Source organism: Sporolactobacillus terrae (assembly GCF_019930545.1).
Lineage (GTDB): Bacteria > Bacillota > Bacilli > Bacillales > Sporolactobacillaceae > Sporolactobacillus > Sporolactobacillus terrae.
Genome location: NZ_CP082837.1, coordinates 1,306,582 through 1,325,234, shown reverse-complemented (window position 1 = coordinate 1,325,234; position 18,653 = coordinate 1,306,582). Strand labels below are relative to the sequence as shown.

Annotated in this window: 12 protein-coding genes, 3 rRNA genes and 1 other annotated feature; of the genes, 11 read left to right on the top strand and 4 right to left on the bottom strand. The window is 46.3% G+C overall.

The features are described 5' to 3' along the window. Positions 1-128 precede the first annotated feature (128 nt). The 6 genes from K7399_RS06095 to K7399_RS06070 all read left to right on the top strand — a co-directional run bounded on the left by K7399_RS06095 (position 129) and on the right by K7399_RS06070 (position 8,612). Positions 129-1,679, top strand: a 16S ribosomal RNA gene (locus tag K7399_RS06095). A gap of 372 nt (positions 1,680-2,051) precedes the next feature. Continuing rightward, positions 2,052-4,979 (top strand): 23S ribosomal RNA (locus tag K7399_RS06090). Positions 4,980-5,051: 72 nt separating this feature from the next. After that, positions 5,052-5,168, top strand: a 5S ribosomal RNA gene (rrf, locus tag K7399_RS06085). Together the 16S, 23S and 5S rRNA genes form the textbook arrangement of a ribosomal RNA operon. Positions 5,169-5,720: 552 nt before the next feature. Beyond that, positions 5,721-6,491: a (Fe-S)-binding protein gene (locus K7399_RS06080; protein ID WP_028977093.1), complete on the top strand. Its 771-nt coding sequence runs from the start codon at positions 5,721-5,723 to the stop codon at positions 6,489-6,491. Next, positions 6,457-7,917, top strand: coding sequence for a LutB/LldF family L-lactate oxidation iron-sulfur protein (locus K7399_RS06075; protein WP_028977094.1), 1,461 nt, complete (start codon positions 6,457-6,459; stop codon positions 7,915-7,917). The genes K7399_RS06080 and K7399_RS06075 overlap by 35 nt, the downstream gene beginning before the upstream one ends. Then, positions 7,914-8,612 (top strand): LutC/YkgG family protein, encoded by a 699-nt coding sequence (locus K7399_RS06070; protein WP_028977095.1) that lies wholly within the window; start codon positions 7,914-7,916, stop codon positions 8,610-8,612. The genes K7399_RS06075 and K7399_RS06070 overlap by 4 nt, the downstream gene beginning before the upstream one ends. A 322-nt stretch (positions 8,613-8,934) precedes the next feature. Here K7399_RS06070 and K7399_RS06065 read toward each other — a convergent pair whose 3' ends face one another. The 3 genes from K7399_RS06065 to K7399_RS06055 form a co-directional block, all read right to left on the bottom strand. After that, positions 8,935-10,197, bottom strand: coding sequence for a glutamate-5-semialdehyde dehydrogenase (locus tag K7399_RS06065; RefSeq protein ID WP_028977096.1), 1,263 nt, complete (start codon positions 10,195-10,197; stop codon positions 8,935-8,937). Beyond that, positions 10,175-11,347, bottom strand: coding sequence for a glutamate 5-kinase (gene proB / locus K7399_RS06060; RefSeq protein WP_028977097.1), 1,173 nt, complete (start codon positions 11,345-11,347; stop codon positions 10,175-10,177). The genes K7399_RS06065 and proB overlap by 23 nt, the downstream gene beginning before the upstream one ends. Positions 11,348-11,392: 45 nt before the next feature. Next, positions 11,393-11,611, bottom strand: a binding site (T-box leader). A gap of 149 nt (positions 11,612-11,760) precedes the next feature. Then, positions 11,761-13,173, bottom strand: coding sequence for an ISLre2 family transposase (locus tag K7399_RS06055; RefSeq protein WP_164875473.1), 1,413 nt, complete (start codon positions 13,171-13,173; stop codon positions 11,761-11,763). A gap of 203 nt (positions 13,174-13,376) precedes the next feature. Between K7399_RS06055 and K7399_RS06050 the strand changes: the two genes are divergently transcribed. Both K7399_RS06050 and K7399_RS06045 read left to right on the top strand, forming a co-directional pair. Next, the gene (locus K7399_RS06050) at positions 13,377-13,940 is read left to right on the top strand and encodes a hypothetical protein (protein ID WP_223362500.1); all 564 of its coding nucleotides are present in this window, start codon (positions 13,377-13,379) and stop codon (positions 13,938-13,940) included. After that, positions 13,928-14,218, top strand: a complete 291-nt coding sequence (locus tag K7399_RS06045) for a YxcD family protein (RefSeq protein ID WP_028977389.1) — start codon at positions 13,928-13,930, stop codon at positions 14,216-14,218. Before K7399_RS06050 ends, K7399_RS06045 begins: the two co-directional genes overlap by 13 nt. 261 nt (positions 14,219-14,479) lie before the next feature. Here K7399_RS06045 and K7399_RS06040 read toward each other — a convergent pair whose 3' ends face one another. Then, complete coding sequence (locus tag K7399_RS06040; protein ID WP_028977388.1) at positions 14,480-15,544, bottom strand: ATP-binding protein; 1,065 nt, start codon at positions 15,542-15,544, stop codon at positions 14,480-14,482. Between the two features lie 338 nt (positions 15,545-15,882). Between K7399_RS06040 and K7399_RS06035 the strand changes: the two genes are divergently transcribed. The 3 genes from K7399_RS06035 to feoB are packed head-to-tail and all read left to right on the top strand — an operon-like array spanning position 15,883 to position 18,618. Then, entirely contained in the window at positions 15,883-16,173 is a 291-nt protein-coding gene (locus K7399_RS06035; protein WP_197021235.1) for a FeoA family protein, read from the top strand. A 22-nt stretch (positions 16,174-16,195) separates the two neighbouring features. Beyond that, positions 16,196-16,417, top strand: coding sequence for a FeoA family protein (locus K7399_RS06030; RefSeq protein ID WP_028977386.1), 222 nt, complete (start codon positions 16,196-16,198; stop codon positions 16,415-16,417). A 59-nt stretch (positions 16,418-16,476) separates the two neighbouring features. Then, a complete protein-coding gene (feoB, locus tag K7399_RS06025; RefSeq protein WP_223362586.1) occupies positions 16,477-18,618 on the top strand; it encodes a ferrous iron transport protein B in 2,142 nt (713 codons plus the stop codon). Positions 18,619-18,653 lie beyond the last annotated feature (35 nt).

Below are 18,653 nucleotides of genomic sequence, written 5' to 3'. Positions count from 1 at the left end.
TTGCTATGGATCATAGCTTCCACAGGATGTGGTGACTTCTGCGTTGTGCACAGGACGTGCACGCCCTTAGCAGAAGTTCCTTTCCTTGGGAGTACGACAAGAAGTACAATAGTAAGTAAACAATAAACTTTTTGGAGAGTTTGATCCTGGCTCAGGACGAACGCTGGCGGCGTGCCTAATACATGCAAGTCGAGCGCACAGAAGGGAGCTTGCTCCTGGACGTGAGCGGCGGATGGGTGAGTAACACGTGGGCAACCTGCCTGTAAGACGGGGATAACTTCGGGAAACCGGAGCTAATACCGGATAATCCCTCGCACCGCATGGTGCGAGGTTGAAAGATGGTTTCGGCCATCACTTACAGATGGGCCCGCGGTGCATTAGTTAGTTGGCGGGGTAACGGCCCACCAAGACCGCGATGCATAGCCGACCTGAGAGGGTGATCGGCCACATTGGGACTGAGACACGGCCCAAACTCCTACGGGAGGCAGCAGTAGGGAATCTTCCACAATGGACGAAAGTCTGATGGAGCAACGCCGCGTGAGCGAAGAAGGTTTTCGGATCGTAAAGCTCTGTTGCCGGAGAAGAACGAGTGCCAGAGGAAATGCTGGTGCTGTGACGGTATCCGGCCAGAAAGCCACGGCTAACTACGTGCCAGCAGCCGCGGTAATACGTAGGTGGCAAGCGTTGTCCGGAATTATTGGGCGTAAAGCGCGCGCAGGCGGCTTCTTAAGTCTGATGTGAAATCTTGCGGCTCAACCGCAAAAGGTCATTGGAAACTGGGGAGCTTGAGTGCAGAAGAGGAGAGTAGAATTCCACGTGTAGCGGTGAAATGCGTAGAGATGTGGAGGAATACCAGTGGCGAAGGCGGCTCTCTGGTCTGTTACTGACGCTGAGGTGCGAAAGCATGGGGAGCAAACAGGATTAGATACCCTGGTAGTCCATGCCGTAAACGATGAATGCTAGGTGTTAGGGGGGTCCAACCCCTTAGTGCTGAAGTTAACACATTAAGCATTCCGCCTGGGGAGTACGACCGCAAGGTTGAAACTCAAAGGAATTGACGGGGGCCCGCACAAGCAGTGGAGCATGTGGTTTAATTCGAAGCAACGCGAAGAACCTTACCAGGTCTTGACATCCTCTGACAAGTCTAGAGATAGGCCGTTCCCCTTCGGGGGACAGAGTGACAGGTGGTGCATGGTTGTCGTCAGCTCGTGTCGTGAGATGTTGGGTTAAGTCCCGCAACGAGCGCAACCCTTGATCTTAGTTGCCAGCATTAAGTTGGGCACTCTAAGGTGACTGCCGGTGACAAACCGGAGGAAGGTGGGGATGACGTCAAATCATCATGCCCCTTATGATCTGGGCTACACACGTGCTACAATGGGCGGTACAAAGGGCAGCGAAACCGCAAGGTCAAGCGAATCCCATAAAGCCGCCCCCAGTTCGGATTGCAGGCTGCAACTCGCCTGCATGAAGCCGGAATTGCTAGTAATCGCGGATCAGCATGCCGCGGTGAATCCGTTCCCGGGCCTTGTACACACCGCCCGTCACACCACGAGAGTTTGTAACACCCGAAGTCGGTGTGGGAACCTTTATGGACCCAGCCGCCGAAGGTGGGACAAATGATTGGGGTGAAGTCGTAACAAGGTAGCCGTATCGGAAGGTGCGGCTGGATCACCTCCTTTCTAAGGAAACGATCAATAGCGAACGCTTGGTCTTTTGTTTGGTTTTGAAGGAAGCATTCCTTCACCGGCGAGCCGAAAGGCAGCCATGAACCTTGAAAACTGGATAACGAAAACAAGCAACAAAGTCAAGAAACATCCAAAATGATTATTCAATTGATCTTTCGATCAAGCGACGAATCATAAATGGCATGTGCTAGGAGCAAGAAGATCGAGGAAGCGTCGTTTCCGAGAACCGGAATGTAACTTCCACAGGAAGTGGTGACTTCTGCGTTGTGTACAGGACGTACACGTTTTTAGCAGAAGTTCCTTAATTACATGAGGATCACAGGGAACAAGCTGACGAAGAGATTCGCCGCTCATCGCGCATGCAGTGGTTAAGTTATAAAGAGCGCACGGTGGATGCCTTGGCACTGGGAGCCGATGAAGGACGGAACGAACGCCGATACGCTTCGGGGAGCTGTAAGTAAGCTTTGATCCGAAGATTTCCGAATGGGGGAACCCGCTATCCTGAACGGATAGCATGCTCTGCTGAATCCATAGGCAGAGTAAGGCAGACCCGGGGAACTGAAACATCTCAGTACCCGGAGGAAGAGAAAGCAAATGCGATTTCCTGAGTAGTGGCGAGCGAAAGGGAAACAGCCCAAACCAAAGGGCTTGCCCTTTGGGGTTGTAGGACACTCCGCATGGAGTTACAAATGTACGTTTCAGGCGAACGACCTGGAAGGGTCGGCCAGAGAAGGCAAACGCCCTGTAGCCGACGGAACGTACACTCCGGAGTGGATCCTGAGTACGGCGGGACACGAGAAACCCCGTCGGAATCCGGGAGGACCGTCTCCCAAGGCTAAATACTCCCCAGTGACCGATAGTGAACCAGTACCGTGAGGGAAAGGTGAAAAGCACCCCGGAAGGGGAGTGAAAGAGATCCTGAAACCGTGTGCTTACAAGTAGTTGGAGCCCCCTTCGGGGGTGACAGCGTACCTTTTGTAGAATGGACCGGCGAGTGACGATTCTAAGCAAGGTTAAGCTGAAGAGGCGGAGCCGCAGCGAAAGCGAGTCTGAATAGGGCGAATGAGTTTAGGGTTGTCGACCCGAAACCGTGTGATCTACCCATGTCCAGGGTGAAGTTCAGGTAACACTGAATGGAGGCCCGAACCCACGCATGTTGAAAAATGCGGGGATGAGGTGTGGGTAGGGGTGAAATGCCAATCGAACACGGAGATAGCTGGTTCTCCCCGAAATAGCTTTAGGGCTAGCCTCGGATGAGTGAGACTTGGAGGTAGAGCACTGATTGAATAAGGGGTCCCCACAGGATTACCGAGTTCAGTCAAACTCCGAATGCCAAGCCCTTACGTCCGGGAGTCAGACGGCGAGTGATAAGATCCGTCGTCGAAAGGGAAACAGCCCAGACCGCCGACTAAGGTCCCTAAGTTTGTGCTAAGTGGGAAAGGATGTGACGTTGCCCAGACAACCAGGATGTTGGCTCAGAAGCAGCCACCATTTAAAGAGTGCGTAATAGCTCACTGGTCGAGTGGCGTCGCGCCGAAAATGTAACGGGGCTAAGCACAGCACCGAAGTCGCGGATGACCGTCAGGTCATGGTAGGGGAGCGTTCCAAGGGCATTGAAGATGTGCCGTGAGGCATGTTGGAGCGTTTGGAAGTGAGAATGCCGGTATGAGTAACGAAAAGAGAAGTGAGAATCTTCTCCGTCGAAAGCCTAAGGGTTCCTGAGGAAGGTTCGTCCGCTCAGGGTTAGTCGGGGCCTAAGCCGAGGCCGAAAGGCGTAGGCGATGGACAACAGGTTGATATTCCTGTACCAGCGTTTCACGTTTGAGTGATGGGGGGACGCAGGAAGGTAAGGCGAGCGCACGGATGGAAGCGTGCGTTCAAGCCGTGAGGCTTGCAGCGAGGCAAATCCCGCTGCTTGTGGCCAAGCGGTGATGAGGAGGGAACTTAAGTACCGAAGCGCCTGATCCTACACTGCCAAGAAAAGCCTCTAGCGAGTGAAACGGTGCCCGTACCCAAACCGACACAGGTGGGCAAGAAGAGAATTCTAAGACGCTCGGGAGAACTCTCGTTAAGGAACTCGGCAAAATCACCCCGTAACTTAGGGAGAAGGGGTGCTCGAAGGACCTTCGGGTCCGGAGAGCCGCAGTGAAAAGATCCAAGCGACTGTTTACCAAAAACACAGGTTTCTGCTAAACCGTAAGGTGATGTATAGGGGCTGACACCTGCCCGGTGCTGGAAGGTTAAAAGGAGAGGTTATCCCTTCGGGGAGAAGCTTTGAATTGAAGCCCCAGTAAACGGCGGCCGTAACTATAACGGTCCTAAGGTAGCGAAATTCCTTGTCGGGTAAGTTCCGACCCGCACGAAAGGTGTAACGATTTGGATACTGTCTCAACGAGAGACCCGGTGAAATTATAGTACCTGTGAAGATGCAGGTTACCCGCGACAGGACGGAAAGACCCCATGGAGCTTTACTGCAGCTTGATATTGGATGTGGGTATCGTTTGTACAGGATAGGCAGGAGCCTTGGAAGCCGGACCGCTAGGTTCGGTGGAGGCATCGGTGGGATACTGCCCTGACGATATCGACATTCTAACCCTGAACCGTGATCCGGTTCGGAGACAGTGTCAGGCGGGCAGTTTGACTGGGGCGGTCGCCTCCTAAAAGGTAACGGAGGCGCCCAAAGGTTCCCTCAGAATGGTTGGAAATCATTCGCAGAGTGTAAAGGCACAAGGGAGCTTGACTGCGAGACCTACAAGTCGAGCAGGGACGAAAGTCGGGCTTAGTGATCCGGTGGCACCGCATGGAAGGGCCATCGCTCAACGGATAAAAGCTACCCTGGGGATAACAGGCTTATCTCCCCCAAGAGTTCACATCGACGGGGAGGTTTGGCACCTCGATGTCGGCTCATCGCATCCTGGGGCTGAAGTAGGTCCCAAGGGTTGGGCTGTTCGCCCATTAAAGCGGTACGCGAGCTGGGTTCAGAACGTCGTGAGACAGTTCGGTCCCTATCCGTCGCGGGCGTAGGAAATTTGAGAAGAGCTGTCCTTAGTACGAGAGGACCGGGATGGACACACCGCTGGTGTACCAGTTGTTCCGCCAGGAGCATACGCTGGGTAGCTATGTGTGGACGGGATAAGTGCTGAAAGCATCTAAGCATGAAGCCCCCTTCAAGATGAGATTTCCCATGATTTTAATCAGTAAGACCCCTTAGAGATGATGAGGTTGATAGGTCTGGAGTGGAAGCACGGTGACGTGTGAAGCGGACAGATACTAATCGGTCGAGGACTTAACCCAAAACAAACAATTGGATGAATGACTTTGAAGTTTTCGTTACCGGTTTTGAAGGCTCGTGAGAGCCGGTTTAAGTCTGGCGGTTATAGCGAAGAGGTCACACCCGTTCCCATCCCGAACACGGTCGTTAAGCTCTTCTGTGCCGATGGTAATTGGGGGCTGTCCCCCTGTGAGAGTAGGTCACTGCCAGGCAAAGCGAAACACGCGTTTCTCAGAAATTGAGAGACGCGTGTTTTTTTGCAGGAAAAGAAAGTATAAGATCTTGCCCCATCTTCAAACCAATAGACCCGTGTCTTGCCTATGAATCAAAGCAGAGGTACTTTGGCGCCTGCGGGACCAGCGTGCCGAGAGCCCGCAGATTCTCCTGTCTGTTTGAGGAGGCTCGCGGTGCGCCCGCGGCAAGCGAGTAACCGAAGCGACGATTCAGCACTGAAAAGACACGAATCCCATCACACATGGCTGAAGATAAAGGACCAAGCACAGCTTAGTTTTTCTTAAGTGCTTGCTAGAGAACCTGCAACGTGCCATGTGAATGTGATTAGTTAAAGCAGCGGGATAGAAAAAATGAATGCAAATTATAATAAATTAGTAATAATAATTATTATAATTGACTTGAACTTTATAATAATATGTATAAAATGTGAGTGAAGAGTGATGATTTTGTGACAATCATTACGATGAAAAAACTTGCATATGAATAAGTTTGTATGAGAAGTCACATGCCAAGGAAAGAAGTTGAGTTGATTGAGAGTTTCTCTTTTTACGACGTGTTTGGGTGAACTTTTCTACGTCGATGTCTTAAAAGATGTAACCGAAATACTTGAACGATTAGGTTGCGAAGTGGATGTTCCAGAAGGACAGATCTGCTGTGGTCAGCCGGCGTATAATAGCGGCTATGCAAAGGATACAAAAGGACCCGCGAAACAGATGATTGAGGCTTTCGAGCATTCTGATTACATTGTATGCCCATCAGGATCCTGTGCAACGATGTTCCATGAATATCCTAACTTTTTTGCTGATGAGCCGGAATGGGAAGCACGTGCAAAACAAGTTGCTGCAAAAACCTATGAATTCACACAGTTCATTGTGCGTGTTCTTGGTGTTGTTGATGTAGGTGCTGAGTATCATGCGCGTGTTACACTCCACACCTCCTGCCATATGACACGTTTATTAGGCGAACGCGAGTCGCATTATACGCTTCTGAAACACGTAAAAGGGCTTGAGTTAGTACCGTTACCAAATAATTATGATTGCTGCGGATTTGGCGGTACATTTTCTGTAAAAATGTTTCCGATCTCTGAACAAATGGTTGATGAAAAGATCCGTCATATTGAGGAAACAAAAGCAGATGTACTTGTTGGTGCAGATGCCAGCTGTTTGATGAATATTGGAGGAAGAATGAAACGCTTAGGCAGACCGATTAAAGTGTTACATATTGCACAAATTTTAAACAGTCATCAAGGCAAAGGAGATGAGCGAGATGCCGATGAAAGTCGGAAATCTACCATTCTTTGAAGGTGTTGATGAGGCGATTCATGACTCATTTATGGTTAATGCCGTCTCCTCTGCCCAGGATGGACTGCGAGGCCGAAAGATTAGTGCTACGGTAGGCGATAAAGCACTAGGGGATTGGGAAGATTGGCGCAGTGCTGGTGAAGAAATCAGATCCCATACGCTAAACAATCTGGATTACTATTTAAAACAATTAAGTGATAACTTTGCTGCGCGGGGCGGACATGTTTATTTTGCGGAAACTGCAGAAGAAGCACGTAATTATATTAAAAAGGTATGTAAAGAAAAAAATGCCAAGCATGTCGTGAAAGCTAAGTCAATGGTTACTGAGGAAATCAGTCTAAATGAAGCATTGGAGGACGAAGGATGCGAAGTCCTTGAAACAGACTTGGCAGAATTTATTCTTCAGGTAGATCATGATCAGCCTTCACATATTGTTGTCCCTTCAGTGCATAAGAACCGTCAGCAAATTCGTGATGCATTTAAGAAGCTTGGCTATGAAGGCAGCGATGATGCGAAGGAGCTGGCTGGCTTTGCTCGGAAGACACTGCGTAAGAAATTCTTAGAGGCTGACGTTGGCATTACCGGATGTAATTTTGCCATTGCTGACAGCGGAAGTGTTTGCCTTGTAACCAATGAAGGAAATGCAAATATGGTCACCACATTTCCGGAAACTCAAATAACAGTCATGGGTATGGAACGACTTGTTCCCTCATGGAAAGAACTGGACGTCGTTGTCTCACTACTTTGCAGAAGTTCAGTTGGCCAGAAGTTAACGACTTATGTTACGGATATTACACCGGATGGGAATCAAGAGGCGGTAGACAGTCCTAAAGATTATCATCTAGTGATTGTCGATGCAGGACGTTCTAATGCATTGGGAACAGAATTTCAGTCTGCATTGCACTGTATTCGCTGCGCGGCATGCATTAATGTTTGTCCAGTATACCGCCATATCGGCGGACATGCGTATGGTTCGATTTACCCAGGACCGATTGGAGCGGTATTATCTCCGATCTTAGGGGGGTATGAACAATACGGAAAATTGCCTTATGCATCAAGTCTCTGCGCAGCTTGTACGGAAGCATGTCCGGTTAAAATTCCACTGCATAAGCTGCTGATTCGCCACCGTCAGAAGTATGTTGAAGGCGGCGGTCATCCGCCAGTTATGGAAAAGGTTGCGATGAAAGGATTTGGCATTGGCGCTTCTTCTCCTGCGCTTTTCAAGGTTGGCGTAAAATCTGCTCCAATCATGCTTAAACCGCTTGTCCACCATGGATCGATAACCAAAGGACCGGGCCCATTGAAGCCATGGACCCATGGCAGGGATCTTCCGGCACCGAGCAAGGACAACTTCAGAAAATGGTTTAAGAATCATAAACAGCAAGGCACAGCGATTCAAGATAAAGGAACAGGTGAATCACTATGAAAGGTACTATAGAAAACCGCGATGCATTTCTAGAAAAAATTGCCGGTAAATTGAATCGGATACCGGGTGAAGTGCCAGATAAACCAATCTGGAAGTACACGCCTCAAAATAAGGTTTATCAAAATTACTCGGAAGATCAATTGCTGGCGATGATGAAAGAAGCTTGCGCGCCGATTCATACAAAACTATTTGAGACAAATTCAGAACAACTTGGTGTTCAATTGGATCAATTAATTGCCGACTATGGCGGGGGATCGATTATCGCCACTAATGATTTGCGCTTTCATGCATTTGGTTTAGACGAGATTTTGAAAAAGAACAATGTTGCTGTTTGGGATTATAAAGAAGGGCATAAGACTATTGAAAAGGCGGCACATGCTAATATCGGATTATCAATTTGCGATGTAATGTTGGCTGAATCCGCAACAGCAGGTTTGTTTAATGATAAAGACAAAGCGAGAAGCGTCAGCTTGCTTCCTGTGACATCAATCGTAATTGTTCCGAGAAGCAGTATTGTTCCACGAATGACGCAAGCGATGCAGCGAGTTGAAGAGCGTGTACAAAAAGGAGAAACGATTTCCTCGTATATTAATTTCATTTCTGGACCAAGTAACAGTGCTGATATTGAAATGAGATTGGTTGTCGGCGTACATGGTCCGGTCAAAGTTGCCTATTTGGTCGTTTCTGATCGTTGATTCTCTTTCGCATCGGCAGCATTTAAATAGACTGCGCTTAATAATGAAAAACGGGGCAGTTTCAAAAGGGTGTTGGATTTATACTGCGCGCCGATTGCTCGCATCAACAGAGAGCGCGACCGCGGGCGATTCAGGAGCATCCTCGGCTGATCCTGTAAAGCCTACGAGGCCTCCTTTGGTTCGCGATCAACGGGAACGCTCCACAGGAGTCTCGCATCTTCGCGCTTAATCTCAAAATAGACGTTTTTTAAGGGTGTCTCAAAAGTCAATTGACTTTTGAGACACCCTCGTTTTTTTTGCTTTTGCTTATTTTTTATGGAGATCATTCACGGATTTGTCCGTTTCCTTCGATGAGGTATTTAATACTGGTCAATGCATTTAATCCCATTGGGCCACGTGCATGCAATTTTTGTGTGCTGATGCCGATTTCTGCACCAAACCCAAATTGTTCGCCATCGGTGAAGCGTGTTGATGCGTTATGATATAACGTCGAGGCGTCTACAGCTTTGAAAAAAGCCGCAACATGTGCAGGATCTTCGCTGATAATTGATTCAGAATGCTTCGTACCGTAGCGGTTAATATGATCAATGGCTTCTTGAAGCGTATCAACGAGTTTGACTGCAATAATTTTATCTAGATATTCAGTTGCCCAATCTTCCTCAGAAGCAGTTGGTAATTGAGGAAATTTATCGGCGGCACTTGGGTCAATGTGGCAGGAAACACCGGCTGTTAGAAGCGCATCGATTAAGGAGTCGCCAAATTGATCGAACCATTTTCTGGAAACAATGACGGTTTCAATAGCATTGCATACGGAAGGCCGCTGAGTCTTCGCATTTAAAACAATGCGGGTTGCCATTTCAGGATTTGCGGATTCATCGATATATACATGGCAATTCCCGGCTCCGGTTTCGATGACAGGGATGCTTGCCTGTTTGATTACCGTCTGTATCAAGCGACTGCTGCCGCGTGGAATCAGTACATCAATCATACCGTTTAAACGAAAGAACTGATTGGCGGTCTCATGACGTGTATCCTCCAGCAATTGAACCGCTTCCTCAGGGATGTTTGTTTGCCGAAGTGCTCGCTTAATGGTTGAAACAAGCGCTTTATTCGTTTCGAGTGCTGACGCACTGCCACGGAGATAAACGGCATTTCCTGTTTTGAGACAAAGGCAAGCGGCATCAATCGTTACGTTTGGCCGTGCTTCATAGACCATACCAATGACGCCAATCGGTACTCGAATTTTTTGGATATGCAGTCCGTTGGGCCGGTCCCATTGGTCAAGCGTATCACCGATCGGATCTGGGAGTTTGGCAAGGGTTTCAACTGCTGCTGCCATCGCATCAATACGAGCTTCGTTGAGCATGAGCCGGTCAAGCAGGGAGGGGGTCATTTGATTTTGTTTTGCGCGTTCCTGATCCAAGCGGTTTGCTTCAATGATGATGTTTCTGTCTGTATGCAGCTGAACGGCGATGGCATGCAATGCTTGATCTTTTTCAGCACTTGATTGCACGGAAAGGAACTGTGATGCGGTGCGCGCTGATTTTGCTTTTTCGATTAATTCATTTTTCTTTACTAAGGCCATTGGTTCGTGCTCCCTTCTTTTTTTCAGGACGAAGTGTTGCGGTCCACGGTACCCAATTGTCGCGATGAACGACCTCAGCGTGTCCACCGTCAATTAAATCCATAGCATGCGTACTGTTCATTCGTTTGATTTCCTCAAGCTGTTCGGACGAGTAATTCACTTGACCTTTACCCAGTACATGGTTTTTTCGGTCCACAATTTGAATCACTTCTCCGGCATGAAAATGACCATTGATTTTCCGTATGCCGGCGGGCAATAAACTTTTACCCTTTTCCATTAATGCGCGAACGGCACCGTCGTCAATTTCTATTTTTCCAGATACCGGTGAATGAAGCGCAATCCACTGTTTTGACACCTTGAGCGAAGGTTTTAACTCTCTTGAACCGATATAGGTTCCATCGCCTTCGCCTTTTATAATCGCGACGAGTTTGCCCGTCCCTTTTCCTGTGCCAATGAAGGTACGGACACCGAGCGACAGAGCGGTACGAGCAGCAGATAATTTTGATTTCATACCGCCTGTGCCTACCTTAGAGCCAGAAGCAGCGCTTGTTTCGTTCAGCAGATGGTCGGGAAGTTGATCAAGATAGTGATAGCGGACCGCATCGTCATATTCGTTTGGATTCTTATCATAAAGCCCGTTAACATCAGTAAGAATGGCAAGAAAATCGGCATGAATCAAGCCGCTGACGAGTGCAGACAACATATCGTTATCACCAAACGTCAGCTCTTCTAGAGAAACAGAATCATTTTCGTTAATGATTGGGATCACTGATCGCTTCAAAAGTTCGGACAATGCAGAATAGGCATGACTCATCTGTTCACGTCGTTCAAAGTCCTGTCTGGCGAGTAAGAGCTGGGCAATGGTGATTCCGTATTTATGAAAAGCTCGTGTATAGTGATTGAGCAGCATGACCTGTCCAACAGCCGCAGCAGCTTGTTTGCCGGCAATGGTTACCGGACGAGCCGGATAACCAAGACCGGAGTATCCAGCTGCGATTGCACCGGATGATACGAGGACGATTTGATAGCCACTTGAAGCAAGCCTCGCGATTGCGGCAACATGATCCTCAAGCTTTTCAGAATCCAACTGTCCATGAATATTCGTCAGCGAGCTGCTTCCGATTTTTATAACCACTCGTTTTGTTTTCATGATCTAATCCTTTCCTTTCAATGAAAAAGCCTCTCCCAATCCTTAAAAAAGGACGGGGAGAGGCTTTGCCCGCGGTACCACCTTTGTTAATACGACGAACGCGTATTCACTTAATCGCTTCGTAACGTGAAGAAAACGATTCGGTTTTTGTCCGAATAGCTCAAGGGCAGGTTCAATAAGAACGGAGCGGAGCATCTTCCAGCCGATGGATGCTGTTCTCTAGCACACCTTCAATTATTTACTAGTCCCTGTCAACGCACAGTATCATTAATTTGTATTAATTATATTCAGACTTTGATGGGAAGTCAAGAATGAACGGCTGATCGTATGTGTCAAGCTTTTCTCGGAACTCTTTATTGGGAAAGAGCTTCTTAATTCTAAATTTGTACACCTTAGGTATAAAATCATATTTTTTAGGCAAACGTAAGCACTTTGTTCAGTTTGCCTACTGCACTCGAAGAGGACGCGTTGGTTCCAATTCGACCGCGATGGGCACCAATAGACGGAACCGTAGGTTCCTTCAACAAGGATGCAATTCGTATCATTTTTTTTATGATTCGTTCGTCGCGTTTGGTCGGAATGAACGAAGAAAGATACGCCGCTTTTAACGTCCCGTTACGTATACCTTGAATAACCTTAACCATGCCTTCTTCCGACTCACCCCAGTGCATGCCACGCTTTTTCATGCGGAACGTCAAATGCCGTTGATTGGATTCCATAGCACCCAATCTCCCCGCATTTTCGGGAAGCGTTTCTTTCGCCATAATTTCTCGCCAGTCAAACAGACGATCCCAGTGTCCTATCAGATATTGCTTTACCTTTTCGACTTGCTTAATACGCTCATCCTCGTCTAAATTACTTTCATACGTATCCAGTAACAGGATGACCTCTGTACGGTCTTTTCTCTGAATCGCCTGTTGTATACGGGTGATCCATGCCTTATCACCGTGTAGTGAACGAATAAGGGATTGGGCAACATGAAACGCATCAAGTTGAACCCAAATACGTTTGTGTGACCCACAAAAAGCATCTTTAAAATGAGCTTCGTCATAGCCTACTCCTCCGTCACTATTAGCGACAACTTGTGTCTGCCATAAGCGATAGCGCTGTTCGACTGCGGCTCCAACCTGTTCCCAAAAAGTATCCAGTCCCTTGCTTGTCATGACCGCGTAAGGCTCTTTCAGGAGCCGCCGTTTTCCATTCTTCACCCAACCCTCATATAAAATGAAATGCTTGATTTCAATATGTTGGCGCTTTTTCAATCCCCGGACAAAGGTTCCATCAGCCTCCGCAAAGAGAAAATTCGGCTGCCTTTTTCCATCTAATTCTCCATTCTCTGCTTGGATGACAAGCTCCTGATCCTGCTTTTCTTGAGCTTCGCCGACGGCTCGAACGCAGCGCATGACGGTAGTGTGACTCATTTGAACCTGAGTCCACGTTGCTAAAGTCTTCACGACCTCCCGACAAGTCATACGGCTGGCTAAAGTTGCTGTTTCATACTCAACATTTGGCGAATACCGCATGTGCTTTCTCAACCTCAGAAGGTTATCCAACGGATAACAGGCATGACCCTCCGGGTTAATCATACGCGTATGATACAGCGTCACAGGTCCAAATAAAAATTGGAGAATACGTTGATCTTTATGGCTGTCTACTTTCCATCCCTCAGCTTGTTTCTCCCGAGTGATTGCTTGATCAAGCAAAGAAAATACCTGTTCAACACTGCGCCTCATAAATTGGTACATATAGGCGGTTGCCTCTTCCTCAAACGCCAAAAGGCTCGTTTGGTTCTTCCAAATTTCTAATAAATCTTTTATACTATCCATTGAGAGAAGGCCTCTATTCCTGATGTATTCACCTTGGTCGGTATACATTTAGAATAAGGAGCCTTCTCCTTTTCGTCCAGTCAAAATTGGACTAAAAAGAAATAAAGAAAGAACTGCATGCCATCGCATCCTCTTACGCCCACATCAAATTTATCCCCCGAGAAACATTTTACACATAGCGGCTGATCAATAGCCGAATTAAAATGTTTTTTTATCCTGCATGCCGGTGTTATGATAGAGAGGTAACGATTGCCTCTATAGCTTTAATTGTGAAACCTTTTTCAAGAGAAAACGTATTAGTATTATCAGCAGATGATATGCAAATAGGAGGATGGTTCTTACTGATGAAAAAACTTATGGCTGCCTTTTTAGCTTTGGCTTTGATTTTTAGCCCGGCTGGTGATCTGGTTTTCCAAAGTCATGATCAGCAAGTGAGCGCAAAAGGATACCGTTCTGGAGTAAAAAGCTTTAATTCAAACCGCGGCAGCGGAACGACTTCATTCTTTAAAAGCAACCGGACGCAGAAGGCTAAAACAGGAACTTCGGCAAGAAGTTTCACGGGCGGCGGTTTTATGCGCGGGATGATTTTCGGCGGTTTGTCTGGATTTTTATTTGGCAGTCTTCTTTCACACATGGGCGGATTTGGCATGATGGCAGGATTTTTAATTAATTTAATTGCAATTCTTGTGATCATCGCTTTATTTCGTTACATTATTACAAGTTTTAGAAAGAAACGATCTGAGGATTCAAACCGATGGACACGATGACAATCTCTGAGCAGGACATCGTAAATAGTCTATGCCTTTATTTAGCAAATAAAAAGGATAGGACCCCAGAATCGATTCAAGTTGAGCTTCTTTATGATGATGATTATGGTTTTTCTGCTGAGGCATATGTCGGTGCTCGAAAGCAGATCCTTGTTGAATCAAATATTATTGAAGCGTTGCGCTTTTGGCTGGATACTGAAAGGCACGTGGATCCATATGGATCGTTGCGTTTAGAATTGGATGAAGAGCAGGGAATTATTGCTCAATACAAAAGCTAAATGAAAACGGTGAACGCAAATGTCCCAACTCATTTTATGAGTTGGGACATTTTTTGTGAGGGGGGGTCTCAAGAAGACATCCAATGTATGGTGAATGACGGTTTCTCGAATCAACAGTGTACGATTCTTCAAGAGTCTCACACCACGTCCGGTCCGTATCCATCTTTTACCCTATTGTTTAGCTGCTAAGAGAAGCGAGGCATGCAGATACAGGTTTGAGAGTCTTCCTTGTTTTGAAGGAACATGTCCCGGAATGATGAATCAATCGTCTTGTTGTTTCCATTTAGGAAAACTTAGTTGAAAGGTTGTTCCCTTATTTTCTTCGCTTTGAACGTGGACAGAGCCATTATGATTTTTTACGATGGTATAGGTCACCATCAAGCCAAGACCGGTTCCTGTTGCTTTTGTTGTGAAAAACGATCTGCCAAGGTTATGAATTAATGGCTCAGGTATGCCGGAGCCTGTATCCTGAATCGAGATCTCCTCGGTATTTGCTGTTGAAGAAAGCAGTATTGAAATCGTTCCGCCTTTGGGTGTTGCTTCAAGAGCATTTTTGATCAGGTTGACGAATACTTGTTTCAACTGCGTTTTATCGCCATACAAGCAGTGTCCGTCGTCGGCATTATCTGCTTCCAAACACATTTTAATGTTTCGTTTCAGTGTTTGCGTTTCAAATAAGCGCACACTTTCCTGTGCTATGGTTGTCAGATTAATCTTTGTAAAGCGATCGCTTTTCGGTTTGGTGAAATAGAGTAATTCAGTTGTAATCTTTTCTATTTGTTCAATTTCACGCATAATTATTTCTAAGTAGTCTTTATTGAGTTTTTCGCTCGTTTGCATTAATTGCAAAAATCCTTTAATTGAAGTTAGCGGATTTCGAATCTCATGGATGATCCCTGCCGACAATTCACCGATCACCGATAGTTTTTCTGATTGAATCATGCTCTCTTCTGCAGCTTTGCGGGCACTGATGTCATGAATTGACAGCTGGACTAAGGAGTCACACGCTTGAAGAAGCTGAACATTAATGAGCGCAGGGAGTTTAAAATTATTACTGGAATGGATGGTTAGCTGAAGCGAATGCTTCTCTGATTGACAGGTAGTGATCTTGGTGAGCGCATCGCGCAGCAAAGGCATATCCTCGGGGTTCACAAACATACCAATGGATATGCCGCTCAGCGGTGTTCGTTCGTCAAACGAGAGTATTTGATTAGCAGATCGATTTGAATAGACAATGGTCTCATCACTAAGGACGAGAATTGCATCCGCGATTTGATCGATCATTTTTTTAAAATTTAAATCAATCGAATTTCTGTTTCCCGACATAGATATGCCTCCTAAGAAAATGATAGGTTTATTGGTCATATTTGTAAATATGTATGTCACACTTTCTTGAATTATTTCTATTATTTTGTTTGAATTTGGGAAAAAAGTTTATAATGCGTCGAAAAAAAGAAAGATAAGGATAGGAGATAAAGAATCGTCAAAAATTGTTCACGACTATTGATTGTTATCACGCTTTTCATCCATTACTATTTAATTGATAACAATTATCATTATCAAGATTTTGCGAATTCAGTGAACATAGGTATTTCTCGATTTTCGTTTTTATTTAATAACCTTTAGTAATGGATGAACCCCATTTGATGAGGAAGTGATTGATTTTGGATCAGAATAGTTCGCGTGCATTTGATGGATTGAATTGTCATCAACCCATTTCACAACCGAGATGTACCCATGCAGTTCCATTGAGTCTTATTCACAAAGGCGAAAGCGTTCGGGTGAAATGTGTTTGCGGCAAAGATGAAACACGTCGTTTCCTGATAAATCTTGGATTTGTCGAAAATGCTGAAGTCACTGTAATCACAGAGACAGATGGAAATGTCATTGTTTCTTTGAAAGGAACACGTCTTGCGGTGAGCAGGGTCATGGCAAGACGTGTGATGACTGCTTGATAGAAAATTGGAGGCATTGATCATGAAAACATTAAAAGAAGCAAAACCGGGTGAGACCGTCGTTGTTGCACGGGTGCATGGAAAAGGAGCGCTACGTCGACGGATCATGGACATGGGGATCACCAAAGGAACGCAATTATTTATTCGAAAAATTGCTCCGCTGGGCGATCCTGTCGAAATTAATGTGCGCGGATATGAACTGTCCATTCGTAAAGTGGAAGCAGAAAGCATTGAGCTTGTCTGAGCTGCGGACATATTGGTCTGCTCAATCTTATGAAGCATCTAAAGGAGGCATTTGAATTGATGTTGAAAATTGCTTTAGCCGGGAATCCCAATTGTGGAAAAACAACGCTGTTTAATGATCTCACCGGCAGCAGTCAGTATGTCGGCAACTGGCCAGGGGTAACGGTCGAAAAAAAAGAGGGAAAATTAAAAGGGCGCAAAGATATTGTAATCACTGATTTACCGGGCATTTATTCTCTGTCTCCCTATACGCTTGAAGAGGTGGTTAGTCGAAATTATCTGCTCAATGACCATCCGGACGCGATCATTAATCTTATCGATGGAACCAATTTAGAACGTAATCTGTATCTGACCACCCAGATCATTGAACTGGGTATTCCGGTCGTGCTTGCCATTAATATGATGGATGTTGTGAAAAAGAATGGCGATCGAATCAATGTTCAGCAACTCGAGAAAGCGTTCGGCTGTCCAGTTGTTCAAACGTCTGCGGTTAAAGGCGTCGGCTCCAAAGAAGCGGCATTTAAAGCGATTGAACTTGCTAAAAAAGGGAAGGTGCTTGTGCCTAAACCGATCTTTAGCAAGCCTGTTGAAGATACGCTTGAAACGATCTCTGCATCGATTAGTAAACAAGTTGATCCGACTCGACTGCGCTGGTACGCCATTAAATATTTTGAACGCGACGAAAAAGTACTCGCTGCTCATCCGTTACCTGACGATAGGTTGGAAAATGTGGAAACGACAATAAGAGAAGTTGAAGACCGTATGGAAGACGACGGTGAATCCATCATAACGAACGAGCGTTATGAATATATTGAACAAATTGTGCGTCATTCAGTACATAGGTTCGAAAAAAAGCTGACTATTTCAGACCGAATTGACCGGGTTGTTACCAATCGTTTCCTTTCACTCCCTATATTTATCGCAATGATTTGGTTTGTTTATTATGTTTCGGTGACTACGCTTGGATCAATTGTCACCGATTGGACAAACGATACTTTGTTTGGTACATGGGTGACTGAGGGTGCAACGCATCTGCTGAATTCTATTGGGACGGCTGACTGGCTGAACGGTCTAATTGTTGATGGAATTATCGGCGGAGTAGGGACGGTGTTGGGCTTTGTCCCGCAAATGATGATTCTGTTTTTCTTTCTTTCTCTTTTGGAGGATTCCGGGTATATGGCGCGAGTTGCCTTCATCATGGATCGGCTGTTCCGCCGCTTTGGCTTATCTGGAAAGTCGTTTATCCCTATTTTAATCAGTTCAGGATGCGGCGTACCTGGAATCATGGCTACAAGAACAATTGAAAACGATCATGATCGCAGAATGACGATTATGCTGACTACGTTTATCCCTTGTGGAGCTAAAATGGTAATTATAACCATGTTTGTCGCGACGTTCTTCCATCATTCCTCATGGGTTGCACCAACGATGTATCTATTGGGTATCGCCATGATTGCCTTTTCCGGAATCATTTTGAAAAAGACCAAAATGTTTGCCGGAGAACCGGCACCTTTTGTCATGGAATTGCCTGCCTATCATTTACCGTCGCTAAAAGGTGTTTTGATTCATATGTGGGAACGCAGCAAACATTTTATTGTTAAGGCCGGTACGATCATCTTTATTGCCTGCGGATTAATTTGGTTCCTTTCCTCATTTGGTTGGAATTTGCGAATGGTTGAAGATGTGGATCATAGTATTCTAGCCGGACTCGGCAATACAATTAGCTGGGTATTCGCCCCGCTTGGATTCGGTTCTTGGAAGGGGACTGTCGCAACGATAAGTGCTCTAGTTGCCAAAGAAAATGCGATTGGTACCCTCGCAGTGCTGAACGGAGTAGCAGACGAAGAAAATACACGAGCAGTTATTGCTGGAATCGGTTCGATGTTTACAGGCGTCAGTGCGCTCTCATTTATGCTGTTCAACCTCTTCAATCCGCCGTGTTTTGCGGCAATTGGTGCAACAAGCAGAGAAATGGGCGGGATAAAATGGACGATGATCGCACTGGGTTATCAGGTGCTGCTTGGCTATGCGCTCGGCTTTGTCACCTATCAGCTTGGCAGTGTCCTATTCCTGGGTCATTCCTTTGGTTTTGGCGCTGTGCTCGCGCTGGTCATTATTGGTATTGCCATTTATTTGCTCGTACGGCCGGTCCCTGCAGCGAATAAAATGATTTTGGACAGAGGGCAGCATGCCGGTGCTTAAATGAGTTAGACGGCAAGTGATGAACCCCTGGACAA